This window comes from Lactobacillus pasteurii DSM 23907 = CRBIP 24.76 (assembly GCF_000297025.1).
GTDB classification, from domain to species: Bacteria; Bacillota; Bacilli; order Lactobacillales; family Lactobacillaceae; genus Lactobacillus; species Lactobacillus pasteurii.
The window spans coordinates 182,713-198,722 of sequence record NZ_CAKD01000023.1; the positions used below are offsets into that span (position 1 = coordinate 182,713).

The window sequence follows — 16,010 nt, forward strand, 5'->3', positions numbered from 1 at the left end:
CCAATAAGTGAATCTATTTACGTTGTTGATGCTTCATCATGTTCATCACTTGGTTAACCTTCTTAGCTGAAGGCTTTTGACCCATTTGTGACATCATAGCAACAATCATATCTTCATTAATTGGGGGATTATCTTGGAAATACTTCTTCATGTATGCTCTTGCACCATAAAAGCCTGCAACAAGGCCAATACCAAGTGCAACAATAATTAAAACAATAGCTAAACCTAAGTTCATAATTTTAAAAATCCTCCATAACTAACACTATCTATGCTACCTAATTTTTTGTCTTTTTTAAAGTGGAAAATTAATCTTTTCTAAGACCTTTTTTCCTTTGAATTCTTTTTACCTTTTCAGGAGTTACATCTTTGCCGTGTTTATCAACAATTACTAGATTTTCAACTTGTTGTCTAAATCCAGCTCTAAAATTGTCAATGAACTTCTTATGCAACTCTTTGCGTTCTGCTTCTTCTTCAGCAGTTAGGCCTTCATTTTCTTTCTTGTGGTACAAAAAGTTGATGCGGTCAACAACTGCTTTTTCTTCATTCTTATCCATAAAAAGTTCCCTTCTATGTCAACTGTATTTTAGTTTACAGTATTTAGTCTAATAAAAAAAGATCATGACAGAATTTCCTTAAATTTTGCTTCAAAAACTGGCAACCAAAGATCGCGATATCCTGCTCTAGTTGGATGAATTTCGTCTGCTTGATAAAGTTCACCCTGATTCATAAATCGTTGATCATGATACAAGTCAAGCAATTGAACTTGCTTTTTTTGACAAAGAATAGTAGCTGCTTGGACCATTTTGGCATAATTTTCATTAGCAAAATAAGGATTGCTATAAATCAAAATCGGACACTGCCATTTGATTTTGGCAGCCGAAATCACATAATTCAAAGCACCACGGATTGTCTTGGTATTTCTTGCTGCCTCATCTTGATCGCTACCTAAAGGAAGACCTTTTTGCGCATCATTAGTCGAAAGCTGCAATACTAATAGATCTAAGTCTTCATTTTGCATCAATTCTTGCTTAAAGCGTCCAATATATGAATCTCCTGGATAATAACTATCTTTTTCTGTCAAAGTTGTTCCATTTTCAGCATTTTTAATTGCTTCAAGGCCAGTCTTCTTCCAAAGATAATCGACAAATGATTCACCTAATGCCCCATAACCCAAAGTAACTGATGAGCCCAGGAAAAGGACCTTCTTGCCAGTTAATTGATTAGCCTGACTAGTTAGCAAGTTAATTCCATATTGACGGCTATTGCCAGCTAAAGCCGCTAATTCAATATAATTGCGCTGATGGAGCGGATGAAGCAAAAGATCCATTCTTAGTTCGGCAACAGCAATATCTGATAGGTCATTATTTTGTCTAACCGAAATCAAAAAAGTTTCATTGCTCATTATGACCACCACAGTTTAATCAAAGCTTGCGTGCCGTCGTTGCCTAAGCCCTTCTCATTGACCAATAAATCATATAGTTCTTTAGCCTTAGCAGTATTTGGCAAATTCAAATTTATTGCTTCAGCTTCTTCAAGGGCTATCCTTAAGTCTTTCAAAAAATGTTTGGCAAAAAATCCTGGCGTATAATCTTCGCGTAAAATTCTTGGTCCATAATTTCCCAAACTGAAGTTTTCAGCAGCTCCACCTTGCAAGGTCTTCATTACTTTCTCTAAGTCCAGACCAGCAGCTTTGGCGTAGACAAACATTTCACACATTCCAGTCATAGTACCGGCAATCATAATTTGGTTGGCCATTTTAGTATGTTGCCCGCTACCATAGCCGCCAAAATATGTGATTTGCTGGCCGAATTTCAAGAAGATTGGCTTCAAATATTCTAAAGCACTCTCTTGTCCACCAACCATAATTGTTAAGGTGCCTTTTTTGGCCCCAATATCACCGCCAGAAACTGGCGCATCAAGCACATAAGTACCTATTTCTTCGCCTTTCAAGCCGATTTTGCGCGCTAAACTAGGCTTACTAGTTGTTAAGTCGACCAAATATTGTCCAGGCTTTGCAGCTGAAAAAATTCCTTCTTCGCCAAAATAAATTTCCTCAACATCTTGTGGAAAACCAACCATCGTAAATACGATTTCAGCTTGCTTAGCTACATCTTTTGGCGTGTCTGCCCATTTTGCACCGGCATCTATTACTTCTTGCGCATGGGCTTTAGTGCGGTTAAATACTACGACATCTTCGCCTTTTGCCAATAGATTTTTGATAATACCTGTGCCCATAACGCCTGTTCCAATAAAACCAATCATAATCTGACGACCTCTTTTCCAGCAAATATATAACTTAGTTTACTACTTTTTCTTAGAAAAAATAAAAAGGAACCGAAAATTCGGCTCCTTCTTTAGCGTCAATATTAAGATTAACGACGTTCTGCAATTCTTGCAGCCTTACCATGACGGTTACGTAAGTAGTAAAGCTTAGCACGACGTACACGACCGTGACGCAATACTTCAACCTTAGCAACACGTGGAGTGTTAACTGGGAAAGTACGTTCAACACCAACACCAGAAGCGATCTTACGAACAGTGTAAGTTGCACCAATGCCAGTACCCTTCTTCTTGATTACGACACCTTCGAACATTTGGATACGTTCGTGAGTACCTTCTACAACACGTACGTGAACACGAACAGTGTCACCTGCACGGAAAGTAGGCATGTCGTCACGCAATTGTTCTTTAGTTAATTCAGCAATTAATGGATCCATATTATTTTTTCTCCTTCTTCGGCATTCTTTCACACACCCTGTGCCAGCGGAACACCCATAATCATTATGTGTTTTCACACGTCTAATATCATACCAAGCTTTATCTTGCTAATCAAGATAAAAATCCTGAATCTGCTTAAAATCTGCTTTATCGACAAACTTCTGCCGAGCAGAAATTTCACCATTGCCAGATTTAGCCACAACGATTACATGCCCGAGATTCTTTTTAAGCAAAAAGGGAGTTGTCATATATTTGACCGCTTGAATTTTATCCTTGATCATCAAAACTTGCCGGCGATTCAAATAAGAATAGTATCTAATCCAAATGCTATCAGGGTTAATTGCATAGCCCTGGCTTTGCTTTTGAAAAATGCGCTGCATCCCATAAATCAAAACTGCAAATAATAAAACCAGCCCAATAATGAGGCTAAATCTTAACATCAAACAGCTGACTAAAGCCCAAAGATAAATCCAGCGCGTAAAATACCAAATTCCTCGCCCAGTCAGCTGATAATTTGGCTTTTCTAGTTCCCATTCTGGCAAAAATTCAGCCATCAATTCAAAACAGGAATCTAGCCTAATCAAAGGCAAAAAGTAAATCGCGTCATAAAGACCTTCATCATCTTCTTGCCCGCCAGCTAATTGCAAACGCACACTAGCAATTTGCAGTATTTGTTGCAGCAATGATTGCTCAATGATAATTGTTTGAATCTTATTCAAAGGAATTTGCTTATTAACCCTTTTTATGAGTCCGTGGCTAAATTCCAAGCTATTTTTTGTTCTTGTAACAGTAAAATTATAGAAGCTGACAATTTGATAGACGAAATTGAGCAAATAGATGATCAAGGCAATTCCAACGATTATTGCCATTTCTACTCGGTTAAACTTGAAAATGCCTTCAAGCAGGTTGGAACGGTTTTGAACAATTGTTTTAATAATATCAACAACATTGTCTAAAACAAGTGCAATTAAAAGATAGCCGATTTCTCTACCTGGCGTTGACAAAACTCTAGCAATATTCTGACTCAAAGACATACTATAGCTAGCTTGACCACGCTTTTCTTTTTCAGCGGCAATTTGACCGTGATTCATTTTGAGCAAAAGCTCATCTTGCAAGTTGATCGGCACTACTTCTAGGCTTGCTTCTGCCTTATCGCTACCACCAGCAGCCGTCTCGATTTCTAATTTGGTTAAATCAAACGGTCTAAGTAAGATATTTTGGCTATTTTTGATATTTTGCATCCTTGTATAAGGAATAATAGCCTGGTTTTTATTGATTAAACCGGTCCGAATAATCAAACTATCGTCAGTTAATTGATATTTGGTAAAAAAATACTTAGCCAGGCAAGAAAAAATAAGAGCAAATAATAAAACTAGGCCTGCTGGCAAAGCAAATTTATAAGGGACGCGGTCATTGGGAATAAATATTATCAGTAGGACGAAAAACCACTCTCGCAGCTTTTTTAAGAAAAAGATCAACAAGGCAAGTGGGTGCAAGCGTCTTTGATCAGACATCCTTTTCCACCTGCCTTACTTTATCCATAACCTGTTTGCGCAGTCTGGTCGCCTCATCATAATTCAAGCCGGCAATCTGATGCTCAGTTGCTGCAGTATGGATAGTTATCGTGGCAAGATTTTCCATTCGCAAAAATGGCCCTTGATCGACTGTAATATGCTGAATTCGCAAAAATGGAACATAAGTTGTCGTCCTAAAAAACCAGCCCTGCTGAAAAGCGATGTATTCATCAAAGACTTGGTAGCGGTGGAAATAATATTCCCAAGGAATGGCAAGTAGACGGACTCCTATAGCTAAAATCACAATAACTAGATAAACAATCAAAGCTAGATTTACCCAGTTATTGTTTATCTTCATCAAAATAGTAGCAATTTTTATCCCCAGTCCAAGCAAAATAAAAATTGCAAGGGCAGTTAATCTAGCTAAAAGCCAAACTTTTTTGATTTTTTCAGGCGATTGATTTTTTAATAAATCAGTTTGTCTGCTCCTCATCCTTAATTTCCTCCAGCAGTTTTTGCTCCTGCTTAGTCATGTCGCGTCCTGCCAATAAATCTGGGCGATGCAAATAAGTTGCTCTAAGTGCCTCTTTTAAGCGCCATTCAGCAATTTTTTGGTGATTGCCGGAAGTTAGAATTTCTGGAACCTTTTTTCCTTCAAACTCAGCTGGACGCGTATATTGCGGATATTCTAACAAGCCATGTGAAAAGCTTTCTTCCACACTTGAAAAATCATTTCCCAAAATTCCTGGCATCAAACGAATTGTTGCATCAATCATGCTCATAGTTGGCAATTCGCCACCAGTTAGAACGTAATCGCCAATTGAAACAGCTTCATCGACATAATCGTAAACTCTCTGGTCAAAGCCTTCAAAGTGGCCACAAATAAAGGTCAATTCCTCTTCTTGTGCCCATTCTTGCGCCATTTGTTGGTTAAAGGTCTTGCCTTGAGGGGCAGTGATAATTACCTTGCCCTTTGATGGCAATGAATCCAAAGCAGCCTTAATTGGCATCAATTGCAAGACCATTCCTGCACCGCCACCATAAGGAGTGTCATCAACTGAATGGTGCTTGCGCTCAGAGAACTCGCGAAAATTAACTATATTTAACTCCCACTTTTTGTCTTCCAGCCCACGACCTAAAATTGAAGTTTGAATAGGTGTAAACATTTCTGGAAAAAGAGTTAAAACGTTAATCCTCATCCCTTAAGCCCTCCATTAATTCTACGTAAACCTTCTTTTCGGCAATATCGACTTTTTTAACCACTTGATCGATATATGGCAACCAAAATTCTTTGCCATTATCTTCTTTTACTAGCCAAATGTCATTGGCACCTGGAGTTTCTATTTCGACAATCTTGCCAATTTTTTCTCCGCTTTCTTGGTCAAGCACCTGGCATCCCAAAATATCGTGGTAGTAATAAAAGCCTTCTGGCAATTCTTGTTGATCCTCTTCACTAATTACCAAAATCTGACCGCGTAATTTTTCAGCTTGATCAATGCTGGTAATTTCTTCAAATTGAACTAGCCAAAATTGTTTAAACAGGCGCCCCGCCTTAACAGTCAAAACTTGCTCACTATTTTTAAGCTTTAATTTGACTCCAGTTTCAAAACGATCTTCGGGAAAATCAGTAATGACTTGTACTTTAACTTCACCATTCAATCCATGGGTAGTTAAGATTTTTGCTACATCATAAAATTGCATTGTCTTCCTCGCATTTAGTTATAACAAAAAAAGTTTGAAGTTAAGACTTCAAACTTTTTAAGTGATTACTTGCTGTACTTTTCGTCGTGTAACTTCTTCAAGATACCTGCGCCAGAAATAAGTGACTTAACAGTATCTGAAGGTTGTGCACCCTTCTTAAGCCATTCGTAAATCTTGTCTTCATCAAGCTTCAATTGCTTTGGAGTTGAAACTGGGTTGTAGTAACCAACTTCTTCGATGAAACGACCGTCACGTGGCATACGTGAGTCTGCAACAACGATCTTGTAAAATGGCTTTCTCTTGGCACCAGCACGGTGCATACGAATCTTAACTGACATAGATTTATTTCCTCCTAAAACTTAACGATTAATAATATACCATCAAAAAACTCAGGTGTAAAGTATTTTTACTTAACACCTGAATTTTTTTATGAATGGAATCGTTTAACGTTCTTAAGACGCTTTTTCTTATTCTTCTTAAAGCGTTTATTCATGCTTCGCATGGCCATTCTTCCCATTGGTGAATCCATTCCTGGAAGATTTGCTAAAGCCTTGGTATTTCCATTAGTAATCTTTGACATCAAGTCACGTGCTTGCTTGAATTGCTTGATCATTCGATTAACTTCGACAACTGGACGACCAGATCCGGCAGCAATTCTTCTTCTTCGACTTGGATTCAAGATGTCTGGATTTTCTCTTTCTTCTTCAGTCATTGAATAAACAATGGCCTTAGTATGGGCGATTTCCTTTTCATCGATAGAAAGATTTTGAAGTTGAGGATTGTTAGCCATACCTGGGATCATTTTCATAATTTGATCAAGTGGTCCTAGCTTTTGAACTTGCTCAAGCTGATCAATAAAGTCATTGAAGTCGAAGGTATTCTCGCGCATCTTTTCTGCAACCTTCTTAGCTTCTTTGACATCATAGTCTTGTTGAGCCTTTTCAATTAATGTTAAAACATCCCCCATGCCCAAAATTCTTGAAGCCATTCTGTCTGGGTGGAAGTCTTCTAAGTCGGTTAATTTTTCGCCTTGACCAGTGTAGATAATTGGCTTACCAGTAACTGCACGAATAGATAGAGCAGCACCACCACGGGTGTCACCATCAAGCTTAGTCAAGATAACACCAGTTACGTCTAGGCGCTCATCAAAGCCCCTAGCAACATCAGTTGCAGCTTGACCAGTCATGGCATCAACAACCAGCAAGATATTTTCAGGCTTGGCTACTGCCTTAACTCGTTCCAATTCGTCCATCAACTTTTCGTCAATTTCCAAACGACCGGCCGTATCGATGATTACATAGTCATTCTTGTTCTTGTCAGCCTCTGCTAAACCTTCTTCAACAATCTTGGCTACGTCTTTTTCATCAGGCTTGCTAAAAACTGGAACTTCAAGTTGTTCACCGATCTGCTTCAATTGGTCAATTGCAGCTGGACGATAAATATCGCCTGCAATTAGCAAAGGACGCGCATGTTCAGTTTTTTGTAAGTGGTAGGCTAATTTACCAACAGTGGTAGTCTTACCAGTACCTTGCAAACCAACCATCATAATAATAGTTGGGATGTGCTTAGACTTGGTCAGCTTAACCGAGCTTTCACCCATCATCTTGGTTAATTCATCATTAACGATCTTAATAACCTGTTGGCCAGGGTTTAAACTCTCTTGAACCTCTTTGCCCAAAGCTTCTTGCTTAATCTTCTTAATGAAATCCTTAACCACTTTAAAGTTAACATCAGCTTCAAGCAAGGCCAAACGGATCTCACGACTGGCAGTATTGATATCTTCTTCAGAGATCTTACCTTTACCGGTTAAATTTTTTAATGCTTTTTGAATACGTTCGCTTAGATTTTCAAATGCCATTATTATTCTCCCTTTAATTGATTAAGTAGCCCTTCAAGCCTGTCCTTTGCTAAAAGCAGCTGATCTTGATCTAAATCCTCAATTGCTTGGCTAAGTTCAGTTTCAATCCGATTAAAGTCCTGCAGCATGTGTAATTTAGACTCAAAATTTTCTAAAATTTTGCTTGAACGCTTCAAATTATCATAAACAGCTTGTCTAGATACTTGATGATTCAAAGCAATTTCCCCTAAGGAAAAATCATTGTAATAGTAATCTTCAAAATAGCTTTGTTGTCCCTTGGTCAACAAATCACCATAATAGGCATAAAGATCGCCTAATCTTTCACTTTTCTTAAGTTCATCCATAAGATTTTTCACCGTACATAAGTATAACAAAAACAAAGCTAAATTTCGATTGACCAGCACAAAAATGCTTGCTAAAATAATTCTTATTATATTTTTAAGATTTTTATAATTGCAATAAAATTGAACATGGAAAGAAGAGTTCGAGATGAATCTTTGGAAAAATATGAATCGGAAGACCGACCCGGACATGTACCGGATCAAAGATGGTCATCTGGTACGATCTTTAAAAGTAAAGGATATTTTAGCTTTAGGGGTTGGAACAATTGTTTCTGCATCTATTTTTACCCTTCCCGGTGAAGTAGCTGCTAAGCATACGGGACCGGCTGTTACAATTTCATTTTTACTAGCTGCAATCGCTGCCTGCTTAGTTGCTTTCACCTACGCTGAAATGTCAGCTGCAATGCCTTTTGCTGGTTCTGCCTACACCTGGATCAATATTGTTTTAGGCGAGTTCTGGGGATGGGTAGCCGGCTGGGCGCTTTTAGCAGAATATTTCATTGCTTTAGCCTTTGTTGGATCAGGCTTATCAGCTAATTTGCGGGCCTTGCTTGCACCGCTAGGAATTAAAATGCCAGCAATCTTTGCCAACGCTTTTGGCGTTGATGGCGGAATCGTTGACTTGATTTCTCTAGTTTCAATCTTAATTGTTGCAATCTTGATATCCCATGGTGTTGGTAAAGCTGCTAGAGTAGAAAATGCTTTAGTTGCCCTAAAGGTCTTTGCAATTATTCTCTTTGTAGTTGTTGGTGCAACCGCAGTTAAATTTCAAAATTACGTTCCATTTATTCCTGAATATCAGAAAACAGCTCATGGCGCTTTTGGTGGTTGGCAAGGAATCTATGCTGGTGTTTCAATGATCTTTTTGTCATATATCGGCTTTGACTCAGTTGCTGCTAATTCCGCTGAAGCAATTGATCCGCAAAAAACTATGCCTCGCGGAATTATCGGTTCCTTGGTTATCGCGGTAATATTATTTATTTCCGTAAGTTTGGTTTTGGTTGGTATCATGCCATACAGCAAATATGCTAATAGTGCTGAACCTGTTGGTTTGGCTTTGCGTTACGCAGGGCATGGCATAATTGCAACAGTTATTCAAGCAATTGCAGTTATGGGGATGTTTACGGCTTTAATCGGAATGAGTATGGCTGGATCAAGACTGATTTATTCATTTGGTCGTGACGGAATGCTTCCTAAGTTTCTCGGCAAGCTTGATAAGCACCATCGTCCAAACAATGCAGTTGCAGCCATCACTATCGCAGCAATTTTAATTGGAACAATCTTCTCATTCTCAGCCTTGTCCCAGTTGATTTCGGCTGGTACATTAATTGCTTTCATGTTTGTTTCCTTATCAATTTACCCATTGAGAAGCCGCGAAGGAAAAGATATTGCTGATCCTGCATTCAAGGTGCCATTTTATCCTGTATTGCCATTCTTGGCATTTTTAGCATCATTGATTGTCTTTATTGGACTAGATCATCAAGCTAAGTTATACGCTTTGCTTTGGTTCATTCTAGGCTTAGTAATTTATCTATTCTATGGCATTCGCCATTCTAAAGCTAAATAAATAAAAAACTGGTGAAAAAGCAAAAAAGAAATTTTGCTTATCACCAATTTTTTTACGCTTTAAAATTAAAGATTTTCATCCATGTTAAAAGTCAACTTAGACATCTTGATTGACTCAATCATCATTTGGCCCCAAAGCTTTTCAGATTCTTTCTTAGTATGAGCCACAGTCTTTTGATTTTCAGCAGTCAAGTATTCAGTTAATTCTTCACCGCTCTTGCCTTCAGCACCAGCAATAATTTCTTCTACGCGTGCACGGTACCAACGGTTAAGTTCAGTCAAGTAAGTAGTGTCTAATTGAACAAATTGTGAGTAGTGGCTTTCTACAATGGTTGCAAGTGACTTGTAGTACCACCAAGCATCGCTCATGTTGTAGTCCATTGATGTGTTGTTGTATGAAGGATCAGTATCGTTCATATTTGCAAAGAATGGAACAAATGGGGTAAATGTTGGTCCACCAATACATAACCACATAATAGCTGCGCAGTCAGCAGGTACATCTGTTCTAATTTGCAAAATGTGTGCATTTTGAGTTCTGTTCAAACCAATTGGGCGGTAGCGGTGCTTTTCTTCATCAGTTCCCTTACCAAATGGATCGTATGGAGTATCTTGATAGTGTGAACCCAAGACAAATTGAATGTCTTCGCGAGTAATCTTCTTATTAGCCTTGCGGATAAATGGCAAGTCACCATCTTGTGGGTCTTGTTCAATATCAGGATTGAAGTAGCGTTGACCATACCATACACGGTTAGTGTTGTAGTGACGGTCTTGTTCAGTGTAAGTACCAAAAATGTGACGGAAGTTCCAACCTTCGTGATCAGGGTTCAAGTGATGCTTTTCAACAAATTCTTGAATGCCTTCGCTCCACATAAAGTTGTCAGGATCATCAAAGTCAACTTGTTCAATTGAAACGCGGTTAGCAGCAATTGCGTAGCAATCATCTGGAATTCTTTGTGCTACCCAGTGGTGACCGGTAACAATTTCCATGTACCAAATTTCATCCTTGTCGCTGAATAAAACAGAGTTTCCGGCAGGTGAACCATACTTTTTGATTAAATTGCCCAAGTATTCAACCCCGTGGCGAGCAGAATGAATGTATGGCAAAGTAACAGTTTGCATACAGTCTTCATCTAAGCCGTCCTTAACAAGTGGGTCAAAAGCTAATACTCGTTCATTTGAGTAAGTAGATTCTGTACATGACATTGCCACGTTTTCTTCGTTAATACCACTTTCATCGTAGTAACCGCGATGTTTGTAATCGACATTTGGTACAGCAGGTACTCTTTGCGCATCTTCTGGCAAATCCATTTCAAACTTGTTCAACCATGACTTGATATGACGGCCCTTTTCGCCTTTAGTAGCTGGTTGAATTACAAATTTTTGTGGGGTAATTGGTCTAAAAGTATCATCGTTACGAGCAATCATAGTAGTGCCGTCGATTGATGCTTTTTTACCAACTAAGATAGTTGTACATGCACTTGGTTCGATCATAATATTACATTCTCCTTCTTATATCATACTTCTCTATACTATACCAAACCATGGAAAAGTCCAATAGCATAATCCGCTGCTGAAAAGTCTGCAAGATCTTCTGGCTTTTCTCCTAGACCTACCAATTTAACTGGCAACTTCATTTCGTTTCTAATTGCCAAAACTACCCCACCCTTGGAGCTTCCATCTAACTTGGTCAATACAAGGCCTGATAATTTAGTAGTCTTATCGAAATCTTTAGCTTGCATTAAGGCATTTTGACCTGTCGATCCGTCTAGAACAAGCAAGGTTTCAGTTGGCTGATTTGGAGCCAACTTTTGGATTGTTCTTTCAATCTTCTCTAGCTCATTCATCAAATTCTTCTTGTTTTGCAAACGTCCAGCTGTATCTACCAATAAGTAGTCTGCCTTTTCTTCGATTGCCTTTTGAGTTGCATCAAAAACAACTGAAGCTGGATCTGCTTTTTCAGGACCGGTTACCACTGTAACGCCTACGCGCTTGCCCCATTCACATAATTGTTCAACTGCACCGGCTCTAAAGGTATCAGCTGCTGCCAAAATAACCTTTTTGCCTTGATCATTGTAGCGCTTAGCCAGCTTACCAATTGTTGTAGTCTTACCTGCGCCATTTACCCCAACAAAGAGATAAATATTTGGCTTTTCATCTGCACTGTAGCGCAACTTTTCATCTTCTTCATCGCCGTTTTCGTCATACAATTCAACTAACTTTTGGACGATTACTCGCTTAAGATCATCACGGCTCTTGGCCTTTTGAAGCTTGGCTTCGTTGCGCAATTCTTCAGTCAAAGTTTCTGCTGTTTCAAAGCCAACATCTGATTCAATCAGCAATTCTTCTAGATCGTCAAAGAAATCTTCGTCAACTGATCTAAATTGGGCAAAGAAAGCATTCAAACGTGCACCAAAACCTTTATTAGTCTTTTCTAGTCCCTTTTCATAAAGTTCTGTTTGACTTGGTTTAGCTTCTGGTTCAACCTTAGTTTGTTCTGGCGCTTCTTCTACTTCTTCACTAACTGTTTCAGTGGCTTCTTCTGCATTAGTTTCTGTTGTTTCTTCGAGCTTGGTTTCTTGCTCATCAGATTCATTTGCTGTTTCAGTTGCTTTCGTATCTGCTTCAGGTTCGACTTCGGCTTCAACTTCAGCTTGCTCTGATTCGACTTGTTTTTCTTGTTCTACTTTTTCTTCTTCATCTTTTTTATTTGAAAAAAGTGATTTCTTTATTCGGTCAAATAGTCCCAATTATTCCACCTCATCTTTAAGATCTTTTAATGATACTGACAAAACTTGTGATACACCTGATTCTTGCATCACCACACCAAATAATTGACTAGCTTCTTCCATTGTTCCATGGCGGTGCGTAATCACGATAAATTGCGTCTTCAGATCATAGCGCTTTAAGAATTTGCCAAATCTTGTCACATTCGCATCGTCTAAGGCAGCTTCCACCTCATCCAAAACGCAGAATGGTACAGGACTAATCTGAATCATCGCAAATAATAAAGTGATTGCCGTCAAGGCTCTTTCCCCACCTGATAGCAAACTTAGGCGCTGCAATTTCTTGCCAGGTGGCTCTGCAATAATCTCAATCCCAGTCTCTAGCGGATTATCTGGTTCAGTCAAAAGTAATTTAGCGCTTCCTCCGCCAAAGACAATTGGGAAAATTTGACTAAAGCTGTCAGCAACATTATTAAATGTATCCATGAATCGTTTTTCAACTTCTTGATCCAGCTTCTTCATTGATTCTTCTAAGTTCTTGCGAGCCGATAAAAGATCTGATTGCTGCTGACTCAAGAATTCATAACGACTCTTGATATTTTTATAATCATCAATTGCTTTTAAGTTAACTGGGCCAATTTCTTCAATCGACATCTTGCATAATTTGACCCTTCGATGTAAATCTGCACGATTTTCAGGAGTATTCTCTAGTTCTACTTCTGCTTTAGCTGCTTCATAGGTCAAGGAGTATTCCTGACTTAAAAGGTCTAACTTCTGCATCATTTGACTGTTGATCTTTGCAAGTTTAACTGAATATTCTTCCTGCTCAATCGCAACATCTTTGCGCAGTTCATAATTTCGACTAGCCACTTGATCAAGACTATTAATCTGAGCATTGGTTTGACCCAATTCACTCGAAAGATCAGCCAGCTGCTCTTCAAGCTGAGTCTTTGCTATTTGCATGCTCTTTAACTCTACTTGAATTTCAGCTTGTCTTTTGCCTGAAAGTTGACTTTCTTTAGTCAAATTAGCAAACTTTTCCTTCAGCTTGGTTAGCTGCTGGTCAAGTGCTTGAACTTGCTTTTGTTTGTCACGCTTTTGCTTATTGATATTTTCTAACTTGTTGTCATAGACTGCGATTTGTGGGTCAATCTTGCCAACTTCTAGCTGCAATTTTTGATTCAAAGCGGTAAAGTCTTTGATTCTGAGCTGAATTTGACTGATTTTATCTTTTTGAACCTGAGTTAATCGTTCAAACTCGACCTGTTGCTTGGTTAATTTTTCTTGCTTAACAAGTAATTTGTCAATTTCTGCTTGTCTTTCCTGCAACTCATTATTGTAGAGTTTTACCAAATCTGACAGACGCTTTACTTCCTTATCTTGGCTTTGATAAGAAATAGCTAAAGAATTAATCGCCTGATTTTGTTCAAGCAATTGCTTATTTAATTGCGCATGCTTAGAAGCTAATTTCTCAAGTTCTAATTCTAGATCTGCCAAACTAGTATTATCTATTTCTAGTTGCTTTTTGGCATTTTCGATTAATTCAGTTAGCTTTGAAATTTCTGCCATTGTTTGCAATGGCGAATTAGAACGCTCATTGCGCATCCCACCAGTCATTGAACCACCAGGAGAAATAACATCTCCATCCAAAGTTACAATCCGGTAGCGATTGATCCTGCTTGAAACTGCCATAGCTGTTTCAATCTTATCGACAATAATGACATTAGCCAAAAGATAATTGATTGCAACACTAATATCCGCATCCCGGCTAGTTACCAAGTCGCTTGCAATTCCAATAAAGCCTTCAAAAGATTGCAGACTGGTAATTGTTGATGCTGGTATTTCATATTGACGCAAAGCATCTAGAGGCAAAAAAGTTGCCCGTCCAGCATGATTCTGCTTCAAGCGATTGATTGCATCTCTGGCACTTTCTCTATTGTCAGTGACTAAATTCTGCACGCTAGAGCCTAAAGCAGTTGTCATTGCTGCTTCATATTCATTTGGAAAACTTAATAGCTCCCCAACAACCCCGATCACGCCAGGATATTCCTCAAGATGATTCAAAATATTTCTTACGCCATAATAGTAACCTTCATGACGCTTTTGAATATTGACCAAAGCTTCTTGTCTAGCAGTAAGTTGCTGTAATTTGCCTCTTTGATTGTTAACTAAGGATTTAAGATTTGAACTGTCTGCCTGCTTTTTTTGCAATCTACTTGCTATATTCGTTAGCTCACTATTAGTTTTTTGCCTTTGAGTTTTCAACTTGCTACCTTGCTCTTCTAGCTTAGCAAGCTCTGCTTTGGCTTTTTCAAGTTGCCCACTGACATCATCGCCTTTATATGAGCGATCTTCTTGAGCACGTTTTAATTCAGTTTTTAGGTAGACTAATTCATTGTTATTTGATGTCTGATCTTGCAGAAGTTGAATATAATTATTTCTTTCATCTTCAAGCTTTTGATTTAAACTTTCAGGATCATCTTCTAACTTGCCCAAAATTTCTAACCGTTGATCTTGCAATTGCTTGCGCTGAGCTTCAAACTTCTGCTCATCGCTAACAAAAGTTTCTAACTCAAGATGGAGTTGCTTCAATTGCGCTTGTAAATCGACAATTTGCTTTTGGTATTCATTTTGCGTAGCTTGATCAAATTGCTTAGATTGATTGCTGATTTGCAATTCAGTATTTAAGTCTGACAATTTGTTGCTAATTTCCAGCAATTGCTTTTGCAAGTCTTCACTCTTTTGGCGCAAGCTTTCATATAGATCTCTTTTTTGGCTAACTGCTGTCTGCGACTGTTTAACTTCTGCATCCAATTTATTCAAAACTAACTGATTCTTATCAGCCTTATCCTTTAAAGTCGATTTTTGACCAGCTAAATCTTCGATTTCAAGTGCTAATAAGATCTTCAAGTCATGATCTAATTTATTTTTTTGGAATAAGTATTCTTTAGCTAAGGAACTTTCTTCATGTAGTGGTTCCAGCTGCTTTTCTAATTCTTTAACAATATCGTTAATTCGAATTAAGTTGTCGCTTGTCTTAGCCAGTTGATTAGCAGCTGATTCTTTTTGATTTTTGAAGTGTAAAACTCCAGCAGCTTCTTCAAAAATGAATCTTCGATCCTCAGGCTTAGAATTTAAGATCTGATCAACTCGGCCTTGAGAAATGATAGCTAAACTGTTTTGAGAAAGTCCTGAATCTAAAAATAGTTCACGAACATCTTTTTGGCGAACTTGTTGCTTATTGATTAAATATTCGCTGTCGCCGGATCTCAATAAACGTCTAGTTACAGCTACTTGATCGCTATCAAATTTGAGCTGTCGATCGCGATTGTCAAAAATAAGGGTTACTTCTGCGCGATTCATCGGCTTTCTAAATTGACTTCCAGCAAAAATCACATCTTTCATGTTGTCTCCGCGAAGTGATTTAATTCTGGATTCACCCATTACCCAGCGCAAAGCTTCAGTGATATTACTCTTACCACTACCATTTGGTCCAACGATTCCCGTAATCCCTTGATTGAAATGAATCGTTGTCTTATCCGCAAAAGATTTAAAACCATCAATAATTAACTCTGTTAATGGCACAAAA

The 16,010-nt window shown here is 38.4% G+C and carries 16 protein-coding genes; 1 reads left to right on the forward strand and 15 read right to left on the reverse strand.

What is annotated here, in order from left to right:
- Nucleotides 1-13: 13 nt before the first annotated feature.
- From BN53_RS07050 to ylxM, 12 genes are all read right to left on the reverse strand, one after another.
- Nucleotides 14-235, reverse strand: a complete 222-nt coding sequence (locus BN53_RS07050) for a YneF family protein (protein WP_009560258.1) — start codon at nucleotides 233-235, stop codon at nucleotides 14-16.
- Between the two features lie 70 nt (nucleotides 236-305).
- Complete coding sequence (locus tag BN53_RS07055; protein WP_009560260.1) at nucleotides 306-554, reverse strand: DUF896 domain-containing protein; 249 nt, start codon at nucleotides 552-554, stop codon at nucleotides 306-308.
- A gap of 62 nt (nucleotides 555-616) precedes the next feature.
- Nucleotides 617-1,402, reverse strand: a complete 786-nt coding sequence (locus BN53_RS07060; protein ID WP_009560262.1) for an SGNH/GDSL hydrolase family protein — start codon at nucleotides 1,400-1,402, stop codon at nucleotides 617-619.
- Nucleotides 1,402-2,265, reverse strand: a complete 864-nt coding sequence (locus BN53_RS07065; RefSeq protein WP_040537380.1) for an NAD(P)-dependent oxidoreductase — start codon at nucleotides 2,263-2,265, stop codon at nucleotides 1,402-1,404. The genes BN53_RS07060 and BN53_RS07065 overlap by 1 nt, the downstream gene beginning before the upstream one ends.
- Before the next feature lie 107 nt (nucleotides 2,266-2,372).
- A complete protein-coding gene (rplS, locus tag BN53_RS07070) occupies nucleotides 2,373-2,717 on the reverse strand; it encodes a 50S ribosomal protein L19 (RefSeq protein ID WP_009560264.1) in 345 nt (114 codons plus the stop codon).
- A 108-nt stretch (nucleotides 2,718-2,825) separates the two neighbouring features.
- Complete coding sequence (locus tag BN53_RS07075) at nucleotides 2,826-4,232, reverse strand: PH domain-containing protein (protein ID WP_009560265.1); 1,407 nt, start codon at nucleotides 4,230-4,232, stop codon at nucleotides 2,826-2,828.
- Entirely contained in the window at nucleotides 4,225-4,725 is a 501-nt protein-coding gene (locus BN53_RS07080; protein WP_009560266.1) for a PH domain-containing protein, read from the reverse strand. The genes BN53_RS07075 and BN53_RS07080 overlap by 8 nt, the downstream gene beginning before the upstream one ends.
- Nucleotides 4,706-5,431, reverse strand: a complete 726-nt coding sequence (trmD, locus tag BN53_RS07085) for a tRNA (guanosine(37)-N1)-methyltransferase TrmD (protein WP_009560267.1) — start codon at nucleotides 5,429-5,431, stop codon at nucleotides 4,706-4,708. Before trmD ends, BN53_RS07080 begins: the two co-directional genes overlap by 20 nt.
- Entirely contained in the window at nucleotides 5,421-5,933 is a 513-nt protein-coding gene (gene rimM, locus BN53_RS07090) for a ribosome maturation factor RimM (protein WP_009560268.1), read from the reverse strand. The genes trmD and rimM overlap by 11 nt, the downstream gene beginning before the upstream one ends.
- A gap of 65 nt (nucleotides 5,934-5,998) precedes the next feature.
- Nucleotides 5,999-6,271 (reverse strand): 30S ribosomal protein S16, encoded by a 273-nt coding sequence (gene rpsP / locus BN53_RS07095; protein WP_009560269.1) that lies wholly within the window; start codon nucleotides 6,269-6,271, stop codon nucleotides 5,999-6,001.
- Nucleotides 6,272-6,360: 89 nt separating this feature from the next.
- The gene (gene ffh, locus BN53_RS07100; protein ID WP_009560270.1) at nucleotides 6,361-7,791 is read right to left on the reverse strand and encodes a signal recognition particle protein; all 1,431 of its coding nucleotides are present in this window, start codon (nucleotides 7,789-7,791) and stop codon (nucleotides 6,361-6,363) included.
- A 2-nt stretch (nucleotides 7,792-7,793) separates the two neighbouring features.
- A complete protein-coding gene (gene ylxM / locus BN53_RS07105) occupies nucleotides 7,794-8,135 on the reverse strand; it encodes a YlxM family DNA-binding protein (RefSeq protein ID WP_009560271.1) in 342 nt (113 codons plus the stop codon).
- Between the two features lie 145 nt (nucleotides 8,136-8,280).
- Here ylxM and BN53_RS07110 point away from each other — a divergent pair, with 145 nt between their 5' ends.
- Nucleotides 8,281-9,699 carry an APC family permease gene (locus BN53_RS07110; RefSeq protein WP_009560272.1) on the forward strand — a complete coding sequence of 473 codons (1,419 nt, stop codon included), beginning with the start codon at nucleotides 8,281-8,283 and terminating at the stop codon, nucleotides 9,697-9,699.
- A gap of 65 nt (nucleotides 9,700-9,764) precedes the next feature.
- Here BN53_RS07110 and BN53_RS07115 read toward each other — a convergent pair whose 3' ends face one another.
- Genes BN53_RS07115 through smc form a run of 3 tightly spaced genes read right to left on the reverse strand, consistent with a single transcriptional unit; the run spans nucleotide 9,765 to nucleotide 16,006 of the window.
- Nucleotides 9,765-11,189, reverse strand: a complete 1,425-nt coding sequence (locus BN53_RS07115; RefSeq protein WP_009560273.1) for a C69 family dipeptidase — start codon at nucleotides 11,187-11,189, stop codon at nucleotides 9,765-9,767.
- Between the two features lie 38 nt (nucleotides 11,190-11,227).
- Nucleotides 11,228-12,445 (reverse strand): signal recognition particle-docking protein FtsY, encoded by a 1,218-nt coding sequence (ftsY, locus tag BN53_RS07120; protein WP_009560274.1) that lies wholly within the window; start codon nucleotides 12,443-12,445, stop codon nucleotides 11,228-11,230.
- The gene (gene smc, locus BN53_RS07125) at nucleotides 12,446-16,006 is read right to left on the reverse strand and encodes a chromosome segregation protein SMC (protein WP_009560275.1); all 3,561 of its coding nucleotides are present in this window, start codon (nucleotides 16,004-16,006) and stop codon (nucleotides 12,446-12,448) included.
- Nucleotides 16,007-16,010 lie beyond the last annotated feature (4 nt).